This window comes from Streptomyces sp. NPDC059679, from assembly GCF_042734105.1.
GTDB lineage: Bacteria > Actinomycetota > Actinomycetes > Streptomycetales > Streptomycetaceae > Streptomyces.
Genome location: NZ_JBHWES010000082.1, coordinates 32,346 through 49,719, shown reverse-complemented (window position 1 = coordinate 49,719; position 17,374 = coordinate 32,346). Strand labels below are relative to the sequence as shown.

At 70.3% G+C, this 17,374-nt stretch carries 10 protein-coding genes and 1 pseudogene; 6 read left to right on the top strand and 5 right to left on the bottom strand.

Going from position 1 to position 17,374, the window contains the following annotated elements:
• Positions 1 to 177 precede the first annotated feature (177 nt).
• A complete protein-coding gene (locus ACFV2X_RS48325; RefSeq protein WP_385628978.1) occupies positions 178 to 2,109 on the top strand; it encodes a potassium channel family protein in 1,932 nt (643 codons plus the stop codon).
• A gap of 318 nt (positions 2,110 to 2,427) precedes the next feature.
• Here ACFV2X_RS48325 and ACFV2X_RS48320 read toward each other — a convergent pair whose 3' ends face one another.
• From ACFV2X_RS48320 to ACFV2X_RS48310, 3 genes are all read right to left on the bottom strand, one after another.
• Positions 2,428 to 2,616 carry a hypothetical protein gene (locus ACFV2X_RS48320; protein WP_385628975.1) on the bottom strand — a complete coding sequence of 63 codons (189 nt, stop codon included), beginning with the start codon at positions 2,614 to 2,616 and terminating at the stop codon, positions 2,428 to 2,430.
• Positions 2,617 to 2,627: 11 nt separating this feature from the next.
• A complete protein-coding gene (gene nhaA / locus ACFV2X_RS48315; protein WP_385628972.1) occupies positions 2,628 to 3,944 on the bottom strand; it encodes a Na+/H+ antiporter NhaA in 1,317 nt (438 codons plus the stop codon).
• 229 nt (positions 3,945 to 4,173) lie between these two features.
• A complete protein-coding gene (locus ACFV2X_RS48310; protein ID WP_385628969.1) occupies positions 4,174 to 4,458 on the bottom strand; it encodes a TrkA C-terminal domain-containing protein in 285 nt (94 codons plus the stop codon).
• 50 nt (positions 4,459 to 4,508) lie between these two features.
• Here ACFV2X_RS48310 and ACFV2X_RS48305 point away from each other — a divergent pair, with 50 nt between their 5' ends.
• Together ACFV2X_RS48305 and ACFV2X_RS48300 are read left to right on the top strand one after the other, a co-directional pair.
• Positions 4,509 to 5,198, top strand: coding sequence for an SLC13 family permease (locus tag ACFV2X_RS48305; RefSeq protein WP_385628966.1), 690 nt, complete (start codon positions 4,509 to 4,511; stop codon positions 5,196 to 5,198).
• A 477-nt stretch (positions 5,199 to 5,675) separates the two neighbouring features.
• Complete coding sequence (locus ACFV2X_RS48300; RefSeq protein ID WP_385628963.1) at positions 5,676 to 6,374, top strand: hypothetical protein; 699 nt, start codon at positions 5,676 to 5,678, stop codon at positions 6,372 to 6,374.
• Here ACFV2X_RS48300 and ACFV2X_RS48295 read toward each other — a convergent pair.
• Both ACFV2X_RS48295 and ACFV2X_RS48290 read right to left on the bottom strand, forming a co-directional pair.
• Positions 6,311 to 7,372 carry a PucR family transcriptional regulator gene (locus ACFV2X_RS48295; RefSeq protein WP_385628960.1) on the bottom strand — a complete coding sequence of 354 codons (1,062 nt, stop codon included), beginning with the start codon at positions 7,370 to 7,372 and terminating at the stop codon, positions 6,311 to 6,313. The two genes, ACFV2X_RS48300 and ACFV2X_RS48295, sit on opposite strands and share 64 nt — an antisense overlap.
• A 996-nt stretch (positions 7,373 to 8,368) precedes the next feature.
• Positions 8,369 to 9,313: a hypothetical protein gene (locus tag ACFV2X_RS48290; RefSeq protein WP_385628957.1), complete on the bottom strand. Its 945-nt coding sequence runs from the start codon at positions 9,311 to 9,313 to the stop codon at positions 8,369 to 8,371.
• An 11-nt stretch (positions 9,314 to 9,324) separates the two neighbouring features.
• Between ACFV2X_RS48290 and ACFV2X_RS48285 the strand changes: the two genes are divergently transcribed.
• From ACFV2X_RS48285 to ACFV2X_RS48275, 3 genes and pseudogenes are all read left to right on the top strand, one after another.
• A complete protein-coding gene (locus tag ACFV2X_RS48285; protein WP_385628955.1) occupies positions 9,325 to 9,930 on the top strand; it encodes a hypothetical protein in 606 nt (201 codons plus the stop codon).
• Positions 9,931 to 10,059: 129 nt separating this feature from the next.
• A complete protein-coding gene (locus ACFV2X_RS48280) occupies positions 10,060 to 12,138 on the top strand; it encodes a flotillin family protein (RefSeq protein WP_385628953.1) in 2,079 nt (692 codons plus the stop codon).
• 214 nt (positions 12,139 to 12,352) lie between these two features.
• Positions 12,353 to 17,213 (top strand): annotated as a pseudogene (locus ACFV2X_RS48275) (DNA repair ATPase).
• Positions 17,214 to 17,374: the final 161 nt, after the last annotated feature.

The window sequence follows — 17,374 nt, the reverse complement described above, 5'->3', positions numbered from 1 at the left end:
GTTCACCAAGTACGGCCTGGCCGTCACCGCGGTGACGGTCACCATCGCCGCCGGATACCTGTGGCTGCGGTACTTCGCCCTGACCTGACAGCGAATCCACCGAATGCACGACGGGGGCTTTGACACGCCATGCCTTCGCCACCGCAGTCCCCACCCACCGATCCCGCCGCTCCACACATGATCGTCTGTGGTGACGACGCACTGGCCCACCGTTTGGCGGCCGAACTACAGGAGGTCTACCGCGCGCGGGTGACGGTCCTCGTTCCGGTCACGGCCCCGGCGTGGGAACCGGCCCGGACGCAGGCCGCGGGACCAAGGCGTGCGTCGGCGCTCCTCGGCCGGGTGACCGCGGCGATCGGGCGGGCGCCCGTACCCCGGCAGGGGGAAGCGGGCGGTCCTGCAGAGGCGGGTGTCCGGGTCATGGAGGTGCCTGGACTGACCGATGACGTGCTGACCGGGGCCGGGGTGGCGCGGGCCGCGGCACTCGCTCTGGTCCATGACGACGACGAGACCAACATCCATGCCGCCCTGCGCGCCCGCCGGCTCAACCCCCGACTGCGGCTGGTGATCCGGCTCTACAACCGCAAACTGGGCCAGCATCTGGAGGAACTCCTCGATCAGGCCGCGGCGGTCGCCGGCCTCGACATGGATCCGGCGGAGCTGGACGCCGCCACGACCGTGCTGTCGGACGCCGACACAGTGGCCCCCGCGCTGGCGGCCACCGCCGTCGCCGGCACGCGGAAGGTGGTGCAGGCCGACGGGCTGCTGCTGCGCGCGGCCGAGCGCACACCGCCCGGCCACGACCAGGTCGCCCACCCCGGAATCTGCACCCTCGCGCTGCTCTCGTCGACCACCAGCGACCCCGGCGGCAGCGAGGGCTCGGACAGCAACGGGGACGAGGGGCCACACCTGCTGCCCGACGACGCGGACGTGGCCGCCGCCACCGGGCGCGGCACGGTGGTGCTGGAAGCCGTCTCCTACACCGGCACACCCCTGCCACCGCGAAGGTTCGGCCGTCGCACCGTGCCCCTCGCCTCGCTGTTCTCCCGCCGCCTGCGCTGGGCCGCCGCCTCAGTCATGGCCGCGGTACTCGCTCTGGCGATCGCCTCCTGGCAGATCACCGGCGCACACCCACTCCACGCGGCCTATCTCTCACTGCTGGATCTGCTGGCCATCGGCGACCCCGCGATCGGCGAGCCGACCGCACGGCAGGTACTGCAACTTCTCTCCGGCCTCACCGGATTACTCCTGCTGCCCGTCCTGGTGGCCGCCGCACTCGAGGCCCTGGGCACCTTCCGCACCGCGACCACGCTGCGCCGGCCTCCGCGCGGACTCTCCGGTCATATCGTCCTGCTCGGCCTCGGCAAGGTCGGCACCCGCGTGCTCGCCAGACTCCGTGAACTGGACATCCCCGTGGTGTGCGTGGAGGAGAACCCCGAAGCCCGCGGCATCCCGCTCGCCCGCCGACTCGGAGTGCCCACCGTCATCGGCGACGTCACCGAGGAAGGGGTCCTGGAAGCCGCCAAGATCGAACAAGCCCACGCCCTGCTCGCCCTGACGAGCTCCGACACCACCAACCTCGAGGCAACGCTCAACGCCCGCTCGGCCAGGGCCGACCTGCGAGTGGCGCTGCGCCTGTACGACGACCGGTTGGCCACCGCCGTCTACCGCACCCTGCGCGCGGCTCATCCGCACGCCCTGACCCGCAGCCGCAGCGTCTCCACCCTGGCGGCACCAGCGTTCGCCGGGGCCATGATGGGACGCCAGATCCTCGGTGCCATACCGGTGGAACGCACCGTGCTGCTCTTCGCCGCCCTCCGGGTCGCCGGCCATCCGCAACTGGAGGACCGCACGGTCGCCGAGGCGTTCAGACCGGGGGCCTGGCGCGTGATCGCCCTGGACGCGGCAGACCCCGCGGACCGGCTGCGCGACCTCGCGGCCACCCTCCCGTACGACGGCACCGACCGGGAGCCCGGTCTGGTCTGGAACCTTCACCCCGGCTACGTCCTGCACCCACACGACCGCGTGGTGCTGGCCGCCACCCGCCAAGGCCTGGGCGAACTCCTCGGCGGAAACCCCCAGCCGCGAGGAACCGCGGAAACCGGGTGACCGGCCAAGCCATCTGAAAGAGCGTTTTGTAGAAGGCGCCGCGAGTCGGCGCCATGAGGGCCGAGGACGAGACGGGCCTACTAGCCGAGGGGCGAGGCGAACAGCCTGTTCAACTACTGGCTTCTGGTCCGGGCCGGTTGGTGCCGTGGCGTGCGTGCCGGCGACGGCGCAGCCAGTCACCGGCTTCCCCCATGGCGACCAGGAGTGCGGCGGAGGCAGCCGACCGGGCAACGCCCGCAGGCTGGTTCAAGGCATGGCCCAGCAGCCACAGCGCGAGAGTGACCGCGGCCCACCAAAGGATGATCGACCTGGCGGCCTTCAGGCTGCCACCTGGACAAAGTGCTGCTTGAGGCGGGCGGCGGTGACCGTGGCGTGCGGCTGCCCGTCGTGGTCGACGACCAGCAGGGCCGACGGCGACTGCTCGGCCAGCGCCCGGACGGCGTTGGCCGCGTCGTCGTCGTCCGAGGTCACGAAGAGGTAGGGCTCGGCGAGATCTCGTGCGTGCATGAACGTCCTTCTCAGCCTTCGCTCGCGGCGCCGCGGCGCCCGGGGGCCGTCTGCTGGTAAATGTCGGGGACGCCGTCGGCGTCCTCATCGCGCCTCTCCGCCTCCCACAGACGGCGGTAGACCTCGTTGCGGCGCTTGATCAGCAGCGCGGCCACGATGGCGGCGACCAGCGAGCCGAGCAGGACGGCGGCCTTGATGTGCTCGGCCGCAGTCGGGTCGGGGAAGGCGAGCTCGCCGATCAGCAGGGCGACGGTGAAGCCGATCCCGGCCAGCACCGCCAGGGCGAGCACATCCGCCCAGGCCAGATCCGGGTTGAGCCGGGCCCGGGTGAACCGGGCCGCCAGATAGGTGCCCGCGAAGATCCCCACCGTCTTGCCGACCACCAGACCGAGCACCACCCCCAGCGGCTCCGGGCGGGTGAACACCTCGCCCAGCGCCGCGCCCGAAACGCTGACCCCGGCGGCGAACAGGGCGAAAAGCGGCACCGCCACACTGGCCGAAACCGGCCGCAGCAGATGCTCGGCCCGCTCCCCTGGTGACGCCTGCTCACCCGAATCGCGGGTGGTGCGCAGGATCAGGCCCATCGCCACGCCGGCCACCGTGGCGTGCACGCCGCCGTTGTACATCAGCGCCCAGATCACCACCCCGAGCGGCACATACCACCACCAGCCGCGCACCCGGCGCCGCTGGAGCAGGGAGAAGACGACGAGACCGGCCAGTGCCCCGGCGAGCGCGGCCGGGTTCAGGTCGGCGGTGAAGAAGATGGCGATGACCAGCATCGCGCCCAGGTCGTCGACCACGGCCAGGGTGAGCAGGAAGGCCCTCAGGGCGGCGGGCAGATGGGTGGAAAGCACCGCGAGGACGGCGAGCGCGAAGGCGATGTCGGTGGCCATCGGTACCGCCCAGCCCTGCTGGCTGCCTCCGCCGAGCGAGGTGGTGGCCAGGTACAGGGCGGCAGGGACGGCCATGCCGCACACGGCGGCGACCACGGGCAGGGCCGCGGTGGCCGGGGTCCGCAGCTCACCTACCACCAGCTCGCGTTTGAGCTCGATCCCGGCGACCAGGAAGAAGACGGTCAGCAGCCCGTCAGCGGTCCAGTGCTCGACCGACAGGTCCAGGCCGAGCGCGGGGATCCCGAAGTGGACGTCGCGTATGTGCTCGTACGATCCGCTGAACGGAGTGTTCGCCCACACCAGCGCCACAACGGCTGCCGCCAGCAGCACCAGCCCGCCGACCGTCTCCGTGCGCAGGGCCCGAGCCACCTGCACACGCTCCGGCCAGGGCAGCAGGCCGAGGAAGACAGAACGCTCACGCGCGGCAGCACGCATCCGGGAACCTCCGGGGCATCGAGTCACGGGCTCACGGCCCCTTCGACGCCGACCAGACTTCCCGGCACACCCCGCGCTTCTTGACGCGTTCTTTGCATTCTATCTGCCGCAGCCTTGAGTGGCCCAGGGGGCACAGCACCACAACCCTTTGCCACCGCCGCCACACTCAGCGTTCGCGTTGCGGAGAGACGGCCGGATGACGAGCCACGCCCACGGGTGCCGGGTTGCCTCAGCTCAGCTCGGCGAATGCCTCCACAGCGGCGGTCTTTCCGGTGACGATGATGACGTCGCCCTTCTCGACCACAGTCTCGGCCGTCGCGTAGGTGAAGTCCTCGCCCATGGGCTTGATGCCCACGACCGTGACGCCGTATCTGCTGCGCAGCCTGCTCTCACCGAGCGGAATGCCCCGTACGACACCTGGCGCGAGGGTCTTCACCAGGGCGTAGTCGTTGTCGAACTCGATGAAGGTTCCCGCTCGGTGTGCCGGGAAGCCTGGTCGGCGAACAAGGGACAAATCTCTCTCCCGATCGGAGGCGCACGCCATGGCGCTCGTGGTGGTGCTCGGTGGCGCACATCACGCCGGACAGCGGGATCGCGTCAGCGACGGCCGACCTGGCGTTCTTCGCCAGTCTCTTCATCACGATCGGCGGCCTAATCGAGACCGGCGCAATCGGGGAGTACTCCCAGCCCCTTGCCGACGTGATCGACGAGAACGAACTCGGCGGCTCCACGATCCTTCTGGGCGCCTCCGTCGTCCTGTCCGGCGTCGTCGACGACACCCCGTACGCCGCCACCACGGCCCCCATCACCACCAGTTCACCAAGTACGGCCTCGTCGTCACCGCCGTCGCCACCAGCCTGCTCGACGGCGGGGCGGGTCGTGGCCCGAGAGTGTCGCTCCGGCTCTGGAACGATGTCGATTCTGAGAGGCGATCGAGCTGTGCCGGAACGAGTGGGAACGGACTCTTCGGACGCGCAGACCACCACCGAGATAGTGCTGCTCGATCGCCGAAACACCGTCATCGGACGGCTGCGTTTCCGCGTCTGCCGTGAATGCCGCACAGGACGGATCCTGGAGATCTGGGTCCTCGATACCTGGCAGCGCCAGGGCCTCGGGCGTGACCTCGTCCATTCCCTCCTTGTGCGCGACGTCGGTTCCCTTTCCTCGCCTTGGTCCGTTATGCACCCATCTGGCGAGAGGGTTTACGCGCGTCTGGCGGGACGTCATCAACCGGTGGCGGCCCGCTTCCGCTGACAGCGAGACCCGCTTGCCGTGATCCGGCGGACGGGCGTGGTCCGAGCCTGCTGAGGTCCGGCATCCCGAAGCCGAGGGTCAGTGTGGGGCAATACCCGCGGTATGTGAGAGGTGCGTGTGGTGAAGCAAGCGCCTCTACTGGGTCGGCGCGAAACCATGCTGGTCCTGGTGGGGTGTTGGGGGATCTGTGGTCTGGAGTCTGACTTCACCCTCCTGCTGGGCCTGCCGACACTTCCGCTCGGGTTTCCCGTCGTGTGTCTTCTCACCCAGTGGTTCTGGAACCGACGCGGCCGCCTGGGCACGGGCGCCGTCGCCACGATCATGGACTCCGCGACCGCGTTCGCCGTGGTTGATCAGCTCCGGCCGTGCCTGGACTCACTCAATGCCAACACCCCTGGCCTTGGGTGTGGGGCTGCTGGCGGCGATGACCTTATTCGCCGGTGCCTGCCGTCTGCGGGGTCGCTGACATGCGCCACAGTGGCTTCTCGTTCGGGATCGCCCCGCGCCGCGGGCCCCTGCCCGGCGAGGTCGTCGGGCGAGGACTGTCTGCGTACGACGGCGGCGACGGTACGGGACACCGTGATCCGGGATGAGGGCAAGACATCGGAGTACACGCTCAAACTGACCGGTCCGCGGCCGGTGCCCGCCGAAGTGGACATGGGCGCCGCGGACCCGTTGCTCAGGCGGCTCCGCGCCGGAGACCGGGTGACGGTGACGATGTGGCGCGACTACGCCATCGCGTTCAGCAAGGACGGCGTGCGCCAGGAGACGGATGACACCCCGGCGGGCGAGCCGGTCTTCGTCACGGCCCTCGCGCTGGCGTTTCTGAGCGTCGGTCTGTTCGTCGCCCACACGGGCGGCGTCGAGGTACTGGGCGCGCCGCGCCATGCCGTACACGGGCTGCCCGGCTCCCTGGTCACGCGCGGCAAGCTTGCCGTCGGAGCCGCGCTGTGCGCGATCCTCGCAGGCGTTGGCGGCGAGTTCACCAACCCGATCGGGGTCGTGGTGGCATGGACGGTACTGGCGGGCCTGCTCTGGCCGCTCATACGGCGGCTCGACGGGCGGCGCGCGGGACGACACGCGCGCATAGGTTGCTTCCGGTCGTCCGTCGGTCACAGATCGGTTTCCGGCCAGCCGAGGAGTCGGGCGCCGATCACCGCGGTCTGCAGGGTGTAACGGTGGACAGGGTCCGCCGGGTCTGCGCCGGTGAGCTTGTGGATGCGCTCCAGGCGGTAGGTGAAGGCGCGCACGCTCAGGTTCAGGCGGCGGGCCGCCTCGGCCGCGACACACCCCGAGTCGAAGTACGCGGTCAGCGTGTCGACGAGCGGTTGAGCGCCACCGCGCGCGGTCCGGAGCGGACCGAGTGTGTTGTGGACGAGATCGGCCATCGCCTGCCGGTCACGGGTCAGCACCGGGTAGACGAGGAGGTCGGCCGCGCGCAGCACCGGATCGTCAATGTCCAGCCGGTCGGCCAGGTCCAGGGCATTGAGGGCCTCTTCGTAGGAGTGCACGACGCCCCCGGCGCCCGGATGCGGGCGGCCGATGGCGACCTGGCCGCCGTCGGTGGCCGCATACGCCTGCTTGGCGAAGAACGCCAGCACATCGTCCTGGTCACCGGGCGCGATGCAGATCAGCCGCCCGTCCTTCGTAGTGAGCAGGATGCGCCGCTGGCCGAACCGGCCGACCAAGGCGCTCTCCACCTGCCGGGTGGCCGGATGGGTGTCCTCGACCGCTTTGCCGCCTTGGGCTACAGCGACCGCGTGGGCGCGGGAGAGGAGCAGCCCGAAACGTTCGGCACGTTCGGCCAAGCGGCCCAGGTCGCTGCGGCCGTACAGCAGGTCGTCAATGAACTCCCGGCGCGCGGCTTCCTCCTTCCGTACGGCGAGCCTCTGCGCCCACTCGTGCCCTTCGGCGAAGGCGTCGATCGCCTGCTCGACGGCGGCGAGCACGCGGTCGCCTTCCGTGGCCGACAGGGTGGGCCAGCTCTCACGGGTCATGGAAAGATGCCGGCGGACAAGACTCCGCAAACCAAGGCCGGCCTCGGCGGCACGCTCCCCTCGCGCCCGCAGGGACTCCAGTTCGTCCCGCGTGAGACGACGGCCCGTCGCGCATACCTCGGCCAGTATCTGGGGGTACCCCTCCAGATACTCGTCGGGGATCTCCCGCCCTGTCACCTGTCCTCCTGTTGACACCCTGCCGGCGTGTTCCTGACGCACGCCGGACAAGACTCGCAGATCCAGAGCCGATGAGAGAGCCTGGCATCAGCAGCGCACCAAGGCTGCCCGGGTATGACAATGCCCCGGACATTACTGTCACGCCGCTCCTGGCAGGAACTGGGGTAGCGATCGGTGTCGTAGATGCCGAATCCTTGCGTGTGCCCACGGCCTGCCTGGATGGTCCAGCGCACTCGGCGCGACACGGACCCAGGGCGTACATTCGGCACCTGGTAGACGCGGGTTGTGCACTCCGCCTTCTACTGTTGTCACAGGTTGTGAACAGGGGGGACATTGAGCATTCAAGACCCGGGCGGCTCCAGAGCCCCGGGAGATCGAGACGGCATACCGGCCATCCCGGACGAGGTGTGGCAGAAGCTCCTCGAGGACAGTGAGCGCGCCATCCGGGACTTCGCGCCCAGAGAACCGTCCGCACGGGAACGGGCAGCCCTGGCGGGCCCTCATCGACTGGATACGGGCGTTGCGGGCGAGCAAGCAGAGCCGGGACAGCACCGGCGAGACGAGGACCGGCAGGAGGAGATCGAGGCCGTCGGCGAGCTCTGGCAGCCGGACGACGCCCGGACCGGCCCGGCGTGGCGTGACATGGACAGCCGGGCCAGACGCCGGCGCGTCGGTCGCGTGCTCGGAACGGTTGCCGCGATCGTCGTGATCCTGGGGCCGGCTTCCCGCCTACCCACTGGCTCGGGCAACGGGTATGGCAGGCAGGGGGACGCCACCCTGCAGCAGTCAGAGGACGCTCCCGACGACCTGCCCACAGCGCCCGCTCACCCGTCCGCCCCGGCTTCGAAGGCCCCTTCCTCGCCGGCCGTTCCTCCCGGTTGAGACGGCTCGAACCCGGCGCCCCGACGCCGCATGCTGCCCGGTTCCGCGGTGTGTGGCCAACTCCGCGCGAGCAGTGGTCCGGCACGGCGGGCCCACCCACTCACGGTGTGAGCGTTACCTGCTTCCCCGCTTCGGCCCGCTCCCCTCTTCCTCGCGTTTCCCATGAGGCTCGAACAGCGACCCGACGAGCTCCAGACGCAGTTGCTCCATGTCCTTGTCCACCAGTCCCGCTACTTGTGCGTTCCAGTGCTCCGCGGCGTCGTCCAACACATCACAGAAGGCCTTGCGCGCCCGCGATCCGGCGAAGGCCATGGCGACCGGGAGCAGCACGCGGGCGAAAGAACGCCCTCGGACACGGGCCTTGACCGTGACGCGCCAGCGTCCATCCCCAGCCGGACGCGGTACGACCGTTACCGTGGTGCGGCTGAGTATGTGGTGGAGAGTGCCGGTCAGGGGCGTGGCCGTGGAGCGGCCGAGGCCTGCCGTCGACGGCCACCACCTGTCGAGGTCGAGCTGCAGGCCCCCGCTGCCACTGGTGTACTTCCCCCATCTTCCTCCGCCTGCCCGAAACGTCACCGAGAGCCTTACCTGTCGCGGTCGCTCGGCGCTGGTGAGCCTGAGGGTGCAGGCCATCTGGACAGGATGGTCGGGATCGTCAACGAGTGAGACGACTTCCAGGGCGGTCTCCCGCCGCCGGTCCCAGGCCAGGACCGTGAGCGTGTGGTCGAGGTCCGGCTCGCCGGTCTTCTCGCTCTCCGGGTGGTAACGAGCACCTCGCCGCAGGTGACGCCCTGCGATCAGGAACAGTTCCGGTACCGGACGTCCGTCGGGCAGCCGCAGCCGCGTCCCATCGACTTCGATGCTTTCCGTGAGGTCATGGAGCATGACGACGCACGACTCGAACCATTGGCGCGGCACAGGGGCGAGTGTCACTGTGTGCTGAAAGCGGGCCATACACCAAGGGTGAGCGTCCGACGGGCGCTCGGTCAGTGGGATTGTCGGGCAGTTATAACGCGGTTTGGTTGCCGGTTCCCGGGCCTTTCGCACGCGAGCCGCCACAGCCTGCCTCCGTGGCTGTCCGGCATCAAGGAGTCGTCAAGATTGCCGGAACACGGCAATGCGATACGGAGCATGGCCAGTTCAAGATGGTGTCGGCAGAAACAGGGGAGCTGTCCCGACGCCGTGTTCTGACAACAGTCACGGGCACCGGGGCCGCGGTGGCAAGGCTCGGGGGTGAGGACATGGGGCAGGTCGTGGAGGCTGTCACACACTTCCCCACCGTCACCCTCACTTCCGCCCTGGTGGTCGCTCTTGGCTTCTGGCTGCTGGTCCTGCTGGGCCGAGCCGACGTGCGCGGGTTTGACGCCGACGCGCCATCGTTGGCCAAGGCGCTCCACGGGCTGCCCGTCGCTGTCACCGTCTCCATCGTGATCGTGAGCGCTTGGCTCGTCACCTTCACCGGGATGGTCCTGATGGAGCCGACGGGCCTGACGGGGCTCGGCGACGCCTGGGCACGCGTCGCGCTGCTCGCGCTTTCCGCCTGCGTCGCCGGGGCCGTGGCACATGCCCTTGCGGCTCCTCTTGCCAGGATCTTCGCCCACGAGCCCGGCCCGCCCCGACGGGATGCGGCTGATGGTACGCCGTTCGATCCCGGCAGTCGCCGCGCCCGAGGCTGACCAGCCGCCCGCCCGCGGTCGAACCGGGCAGGGCGCCCACGTCTGACACACCCGTCCACGGCCGGGCCGAGCGGCCCTCCCGCCCTCGCCGCTTGGGCGTCAACCCTTCGCAGACTTCAAGGATTTCGTATGAATGCCATGACCGTGGGCATCGGAGTGCTCGTCGCCGCCCTCCTGCTCATCGCCGCCGTCGCGCTGTTGGCCGTCTCCCGGCTGTTCCGCAAGGTCGAGCAAGGCAAAGCTCTGATCGTCTCCAAGTTGCGCAAGGTCGACGTGACCTTCACCGGGCAGGTCGTACTGCCCGTGCTGCACAAGGCCGAGGTGATGGACATCTCGGTGAAGACGATCGAGATCACACGCTCCGGCCGGGACGGGCTCATCTGCCAGGACAACATCCGCGCGGACATCCGGATCTCGTTCTTCGTGAAGGTCAACAAGACCGCGGAGGACGTCATCAAGGTCGCCCAGTCCGTCGGCACCGCACGGGCGAGCGACCAGAAGACGCTGCAGGAGCTGTTCCACGCGAAGTTCTCCGAGGCGCTGAAGACTGTCGGCAAGCAGCTCGACTTCACCGAGCTGTACACCAAGCGCGACGAACTGCGGTACCGGATCATCGAGGTCATCGGCATCGACCTCAACGGATACCACCTGGAGGACGCGGCGATCGACTACCTGGAGCAGACACCGCTGACTCAGCTCGACCCGGCCAACGTGCTGGACGCCCAGGGCATCCGCAAGATCACCGAACTGACGGCGCTGGAGCACGTGCGCACCAACGAGGCCCAGCGCACGGAAGAGAAGGAGATCACCCGGCAGAACGTCGACGCCCGGGAGGCCATCCTGGAGCTGGAGCGGCGCCAGGCCGACGCGGAGATCAAGCAGAAGCGGGAAATCGAGACCGTACGGGCCCGTGAGGAAGCCGAGACGGCGCGGGTGATGGAGGAGGAGCGGCTGCGGGCGCAGGGCGCGTTCCTCAAGACGGAGGAACAACTCGGTGTGCAGCGCGAGAACCAGGCCCGCGAGGTCGCCGTGGCCGCGAAGAACCGCGAGCGGGTCATCTCCATCGAGAACGAGCGCATCGAGAAGGACCGGCTGCTCGAAGTCATCGCTCGGGACCGGGAGACGCAGCTGACGCGGATCGCCGCCGAGAAGGAGGTCGAGGCGGAGAAGCGGGAGATCGCCGAGGTCATCCGCGAGCGGGTCGCCGTGGACCGCACGGTCGCCGAGCAGGAGGAGTCCATCAAGAAGCTGCGCGCCGTCGAGGAGGCGGAGCGGCAGCGCCAGGCCGTGATCATCGCCGCCGAGGCCGAGGCGCAGGAGAACCTGGTCAAGGGCATCAAGGCCGCCGAGGCCGCCGAGCAGGCCGCCGTCCACCGTGCCGCCGAGGAACTCACCCTGGCCGAGGCGCGGTTGAAGAGCGCCGACCTCGACGCACAGGCGAAGCTTCGTCTGGCCGAGGCCATCCAGGCCGAATGCGCGGCCGAGGGGCTCGCAGCCGTCCAGGTCCGCGACAAGGAGGCCGAGGTCATCGAGAAGGCCGGGCGGGCCGACGCCGGGGCCACCGAGGCGCGGATGCGCGCCGAGGCGGAGGGCACCGCGGCCCGGCTCCGCGCCGAAGCCGAGGGCGCGCGGGCCAAGGCGCTGGCCGAGGCGGAGGGCATCAGCGGAAAGCTGAAGGCCGAGGCGGCCGGCCTCACGGAGAAGGCAGCTGCGATGGCTGCCCTGGACGACGCCTCTCGCGGCCACGAGGAGTACCGGCTGCGGCTGGAGGCCGAGAAGGACGTGCGGCTGGCCGGCCTCGACGTGCAGCGGCAGGTTGCCGAGGCGCAGGCCACGGTGCTCGCCACCGGGCTGGAGAACGCCGATATCAGCATCGTCGGCGGCGAATCGGTCTTCCTCGACCGGCTGGTGTCCTCGATCGCGTTCGGCAAGGGCGTCGACGGCTTCGTCCAGCACTCGGAGACGGCACAGGCGCTGGCGAAGCCCTGGCTGGAGGGTACGTCGAGCTTCACGGACGACCTCAGCCGTGTGCTCGGATCGGTCTCGACGGCCGACGTGCAGAACCTGACCGTGTCCGCGATGTTGATGAAGCTGATGAAGGCTAGCGGCGCCGACTCCGGTGCGCTGCGGCAGCTGCTCAACAGGGCAGGCGAACTGGGCCTTGCCGACGCCTCGCTGGCCGCCCTGAACGGCGGGGCCAAGGTCTGACCGGCCGACGGTCCAAAGCTGCCGCACAGGGGACGGCAGCTTGGGACAGAAGGCTCGGTCCGCCCTCAGCTACCGCTGGCCGGGAAACCTCCCAGCGGTAGCTGAGGGGTCCTCCTCCGGGGCGCCCCAGTCCCCTGTCAACGGTCGACCGCGCGCTCCCTCTCGGGCAGCGGCGCGCCTCTTCGGCCCTCTCCGACTTCCTGAAAGGGATCCCATGACCACCGGCCTGGACACGGGCGCGTATGAGGTGCTGCGCGGCCGGCTCACCGCGCAGGCCGCCGAGCTCGCCCGTCGCGCCGAGGCGCTCAACGCACGCAGGGCCGCGGAGTTCGGCTCCACGCGGCTGGAGCTCGTCGGCACCGAGCGGCTGCGTACCGAGCACACCTGCGTACCCCGCGACACCGTCTCCGTCGGCGCCGCGCTGCTCTTCGGCTACAGCGTCGTCACCGGCACGACCTCGCAGACATCCGTGGGCGACGTCCTGGCGCTGTACGACCGCGACCTGAACCGGCTGCCCGACGACGCCGTGCCGGGCTTGCTCGACGACCCCGCGTTCATCCGGGAGTTCGCCGCTCTCCACCGCTACTACCGCCAGGCCCGGCTCCTCCAACTCCGCCGCCTCGAAAACAAGCTGCTGGCCGTCTTCCGGACCGGGGAGAAGGCCGAGGACATCCGCGTGCTGCGCTGGGCGCTGACCGACGCCGGGCAGGCGACCTTCCTCGACGCCCGCGGCGACCGTGACCACGTCTTCCCGCCCTCCCACGACTTCGCGTGGACGGATACGACGCGCGAGAACCACGTCCTCGGCCGTCACCCGCACGTCTCCGTCGACGGCGAGATCTTCGTCACGACGGTCGGCGGCGCTCTCACCCTCAAGGCCGAGGACGACGCCGAGACGGCCGAGGGCATCTACGCCGAGCCGGTCGACGAGCCGCTGCAGTCGCTCGCCGACGCGCACATCGCGTACGCGCGCGTGGGCGCCCTGATCCTGCTGCGGATCCGCCCCTACAAGGAGGACTCCCACCGCTACCTGGTCTTCAACACCCTCACCAGGGCCGTGCTCCGCCTCGACGGCATCGGTCAGGCCTGCCGTCGCCTGCCCGAGGACCAAGGCGTCGTCTTCCCCGGCGGCTACTGCCTGGCCGCGGGCGCGCACAGAACCTTCGACAACATCGCCCCCTCTTGGGACACGACAGCCCTGGAATTCGAGTGCGCGGTGCGCTCGCCCAACGGCGAGGACGTGCTGTTCGCCTTCCACGCCCACGGGGCAGGCCACAGCCTTCTGCTGCCGTACAACGTGATCTGCAAGGAGGTCGCCACCCCGCTGACGTGCCACGGCTGGGCCCTCTTCGACGACGGCACCCTCATGGTGCTGCGCGCCGACACCGCCGAGCCACAGCGCGTCCACTCGCTCCAGCTGTGGAACTCCCCGTACGTCTCCGACACACACGCCGCCGCCCAGCCGGTCGGCACCGGCCCGCTCGCCCGCGTCGGCAACGCCGACCTCGTCCGCGGCATTTCCGACTGCCTGTCCATCGCCCGCGCCGTCGCCGAGACCACCCCCACGGGCGAGATGTACGAGGCGCTGGCCGCCGCCTGCGTCCGGGCGGCGGACTCCCACCACTGGCTCGGCCAGCCGGAACTGGGGGAGCTGCACGCCCCGTTGGTGCAGGTACGGGCCACCGCCGAGCAGGTACTGATCGAATTCGAGAGCGTCCAGGCGCTGAGCCGTCAGGCCGCCGACGCGCTCGGCGAGGCCGCCGTGCGGATCGCCGGGGTCGTGCGCAGACTGCGGGGGGAGGCGCCCCGCGAGGCTTCGGCGTGGGTCGACGGGCTGGCCGAACTGCGCCACGTCCAAGGACATGTGATCACGCTCAAGGACATGCGCTACGCGGACACCGCCCGCATCGACGAGCTCGCCGAGTCGCTCGAGGCCGATCTGGTCTCGTTCGGGCAGCGGGCAGTCGCGCACCTGGCCCGCGAGGACGCCTTCGCCGACTACCACACGGAGGTCGAGCGGCTCGTCGCGGACGCGGAGGCGATCGCCACCGTCGCCGAGTCCGCCCCGGTCGCGGCACGGCTCGACGAACTCACCGGCCGGCTGCGCACGGTGACCGAGGTCGTCGACGGACTCGACATCGCCGATGCCACCGTCCGCACCTCCGTCCTGGAGCGGATCGCCGAAGTACTCGGCGGCGTCAACCGCGCGCGCCACCCTCGAGGGACGTCGCCGTGGACTCCTCGACCGCGAGGGGCGTGCCGGGTTCGCCGCCGGGTTCGCACTGCTCGGCCAGGCTGTCGCCGGCGCGCTTGCCGCAGCCGACAGCCCCGAGGCGTGCGACGAACAACTCGCCCGTATGCTCGCGCAGGTGGAGAACCTGGAGTCCCGGTTCTCCGAGTTCGACGACTTCCTCGGCGAGCTCGCGGACAAGCGCGACGAGATCCACGAGGCATTCTCCGCCCGCAAGCAGACCCTCGCCGACGCCCGCGCCCGCCGCGCCGAACGCCTGGCCGAGTCGGCCGCTCGCATCCTGCGCACCGTCACCCGCCGCGCCGCCACCCTCGCCGACGCGGACGCCGTCGCCACGTACTTCGCCTCCGACCCGATGCCCGCCAAGATCCGGCGCATCGCCGACGAGCTGCGCGAACTCGGCGACCAGGTGAGGGCAGAGGAACTCGACGGCCGCCTCAAGGCCGCCCGCCAGGAGGCCACCCGCGCCCTGCGCGACCGTACCGACCTCTACGCCGACGGCGGCCGCACCCTACGCCTCGGCGCCCACCGATTCGCTGTCAACACCCAACCCCTCGACCTCACCCTGGTTCCGCACGGCGACGGCGTCGCCTTCGCCCTGACCGGCACCGACTACCGCCGCCCGGTCACCGACCCGGACTTCGCCGCCACCCGCCCTTACTGGGACCGGCCGCTCCCCTCCGAGTCGCCTGAGGTCTACCGTGCCGAACACCTCGCCGCCCGCCTGCTGGAGGAACGCGGCCCGGCGGCCCTCGTGGGGGCCGACCTCGCCACGCTCGTACGGCGCGCGGCGGAGGCCGCCTACGACGAGGGCTACGAGCGCGGCGTCCACGACCACGACGCCACCAAGATCCTCGCGGCGCTGCTGCGCCTGCACGAGGGAGCGGGACTGCTGCGTCACGAACCCGGGGCCCGCGCCGCCGCCCAGCTGTTCTGGGCGCACGAAACGACGCCCGGGGCCCGGCAGGACTGGCAGCGGCGAGCGGTGTCCCTCGCCCGCGCCCGGGACACCTTCGGGCCCACCCCCGCGATCGCCGACTTGCGGCAGGAGCTGGCGGAAGCGATCACCGGAGAGACCGCTGGAGCCGCCGCCCGGTACCTCTTCGAGGAGCTGACCACCGGCCCCGACGGATTCATCATCAGCGCGGGTGCCCGGACGCTGCTCGACAAGTTCCGCCGGGCCACGGGCACGTCGGCGTACGACGAGGACCTCGCCGCCCTCGGCGACCTGGCCGCCCGCAGACAGCTGGTCGAGGCATGGCTCTCCTCGTACACCGCGTCCACCGGCACCGACATTCCCCCCGGTGACCTGGCCGAGGCGACGGCAGCCGAGCTCTGCCCGGATCTCCCCCGCTACGAGTCCGACGCACCCCTGACCGAGACCGCCGAAGGTCTGCTCGGCGCGCACCCCCGGATCACCGGCCGTACGCTCACGCTCCGCATCGACGAATTCCTCGCCCGCACCCGTGCGTTCCACGCCCACGGCGTACCGGGGTACCGCGCCTACCAGCGCCGCCGCACCGCCTTGGTGGCCGCCGAGCGCACCCGACTCCGCTTGGACGGATACCGGCCGCAGGTCATGTCCGCGTTCGTACGCAGCCGGCTCATCGACGAGGTGTACCTCCCGCTCATCGGCGACAACCTCGCCAAACAGCTCGGCAGCATCGGTGAGTCGAAACGCACCGACACCGGCGGCCTGCTCCTGCTCATCTCCCCGCCCGGCTACGGCAAGACGACCCTCATGGAATACGTCGCCGACCGCCTGGGCCTGATGCTGGTCAAGGTCAGCGGGCCCGCTCTCGGCCACGCGGTGACCTCCCTCGACCCGGCCGAAGCCCCGAACGCCACGGCCCGCCAGGAGGTCGAGAAGATCAACTTTGCGCTGGAGGCGGGCAACAACACCCTCCTCCACCTCGACGACATCCAGCACACCTCGCCCGAGCTCCTGCAGAAGTTCATCCCGCTGTGCGACGCGACCCGCCGCATCGACGGCGTTCGGGACGGCGAACCGCACGTCTACGACCTGCGTGGCAAACGCTTCGCCGTCTGCATGGCCGGCAATCCCTACACCGAGTCCGGCAGTCGCTTCCGCGTCCCCGACATGCTCGCCAACCGCGCCGACGTGTGGAACCTGGGCGATGTCCTCACCGGCAAGCGGGACGCCTTCGCGCTCAGCTTCATCGAGAATGCCCTCACCGCGAACCCGGCCCTCGCCCCGCTCGCCGGCCGCGACCGCGCCGACCTCGGCCTCCTGGTCCGCCTCGCCGAGGGCGACTCCACAGCCCGCGCCGACCGACTCACCCACCCCTACTCCACCGCCGAGTTGGAGCGGATTCTCGCCGTTCTCCGCCACCTGCTCACCGCCCGCGCCACGGTACTCGCCGTGAACGCCGCGTACATCGCCTCCGCCACACAAAGCGACGCCACCCGCGCGGAGCCGCCCTTCCAGCTCCAGGGCTCGTACCGCGACATGAACAAAATCGCCCAGCGCATCCAGCCCGTCATGAACAACGCCGAACTGGCGGCACTGATCGAGGACCACTACACCGCCGAGGCCCAGACCCTGACGAGCGGAGCCGAAGCCAACCTGCTGAAACTGGCCGAACTGCGCACCATGCTGACCACCGAACGGGCCGCACGCTGGGCCGAGGTGAAGTCCGCCTACGTCCGCCGACAGTCCCTGGGCGGCCCCGAAGACGACCAACTCACCCGGGCTGTGGCCGCCCTCGGCCTCCTCGCCGACCGCATCGCCGCCGTCGAGTCCGCGATCAACCGCGCCGCCGACCCATGCAACCTGCTCGCCAACCCGCACGCCCGGCAGTGACCGGGCGACAGGAGGAGTGAACCCCCATGGGGAACAGTGCGGCGTCTTTCCACGCGAGCCGCCGACTCGAACCAAGTGCCACATCAGGCAGCATTTGGTCTGACGCTGGGCCCAGTTGACGTTGTGGAGCACGCCGCGGACCCCGGGTCCGGGCTGGTGAA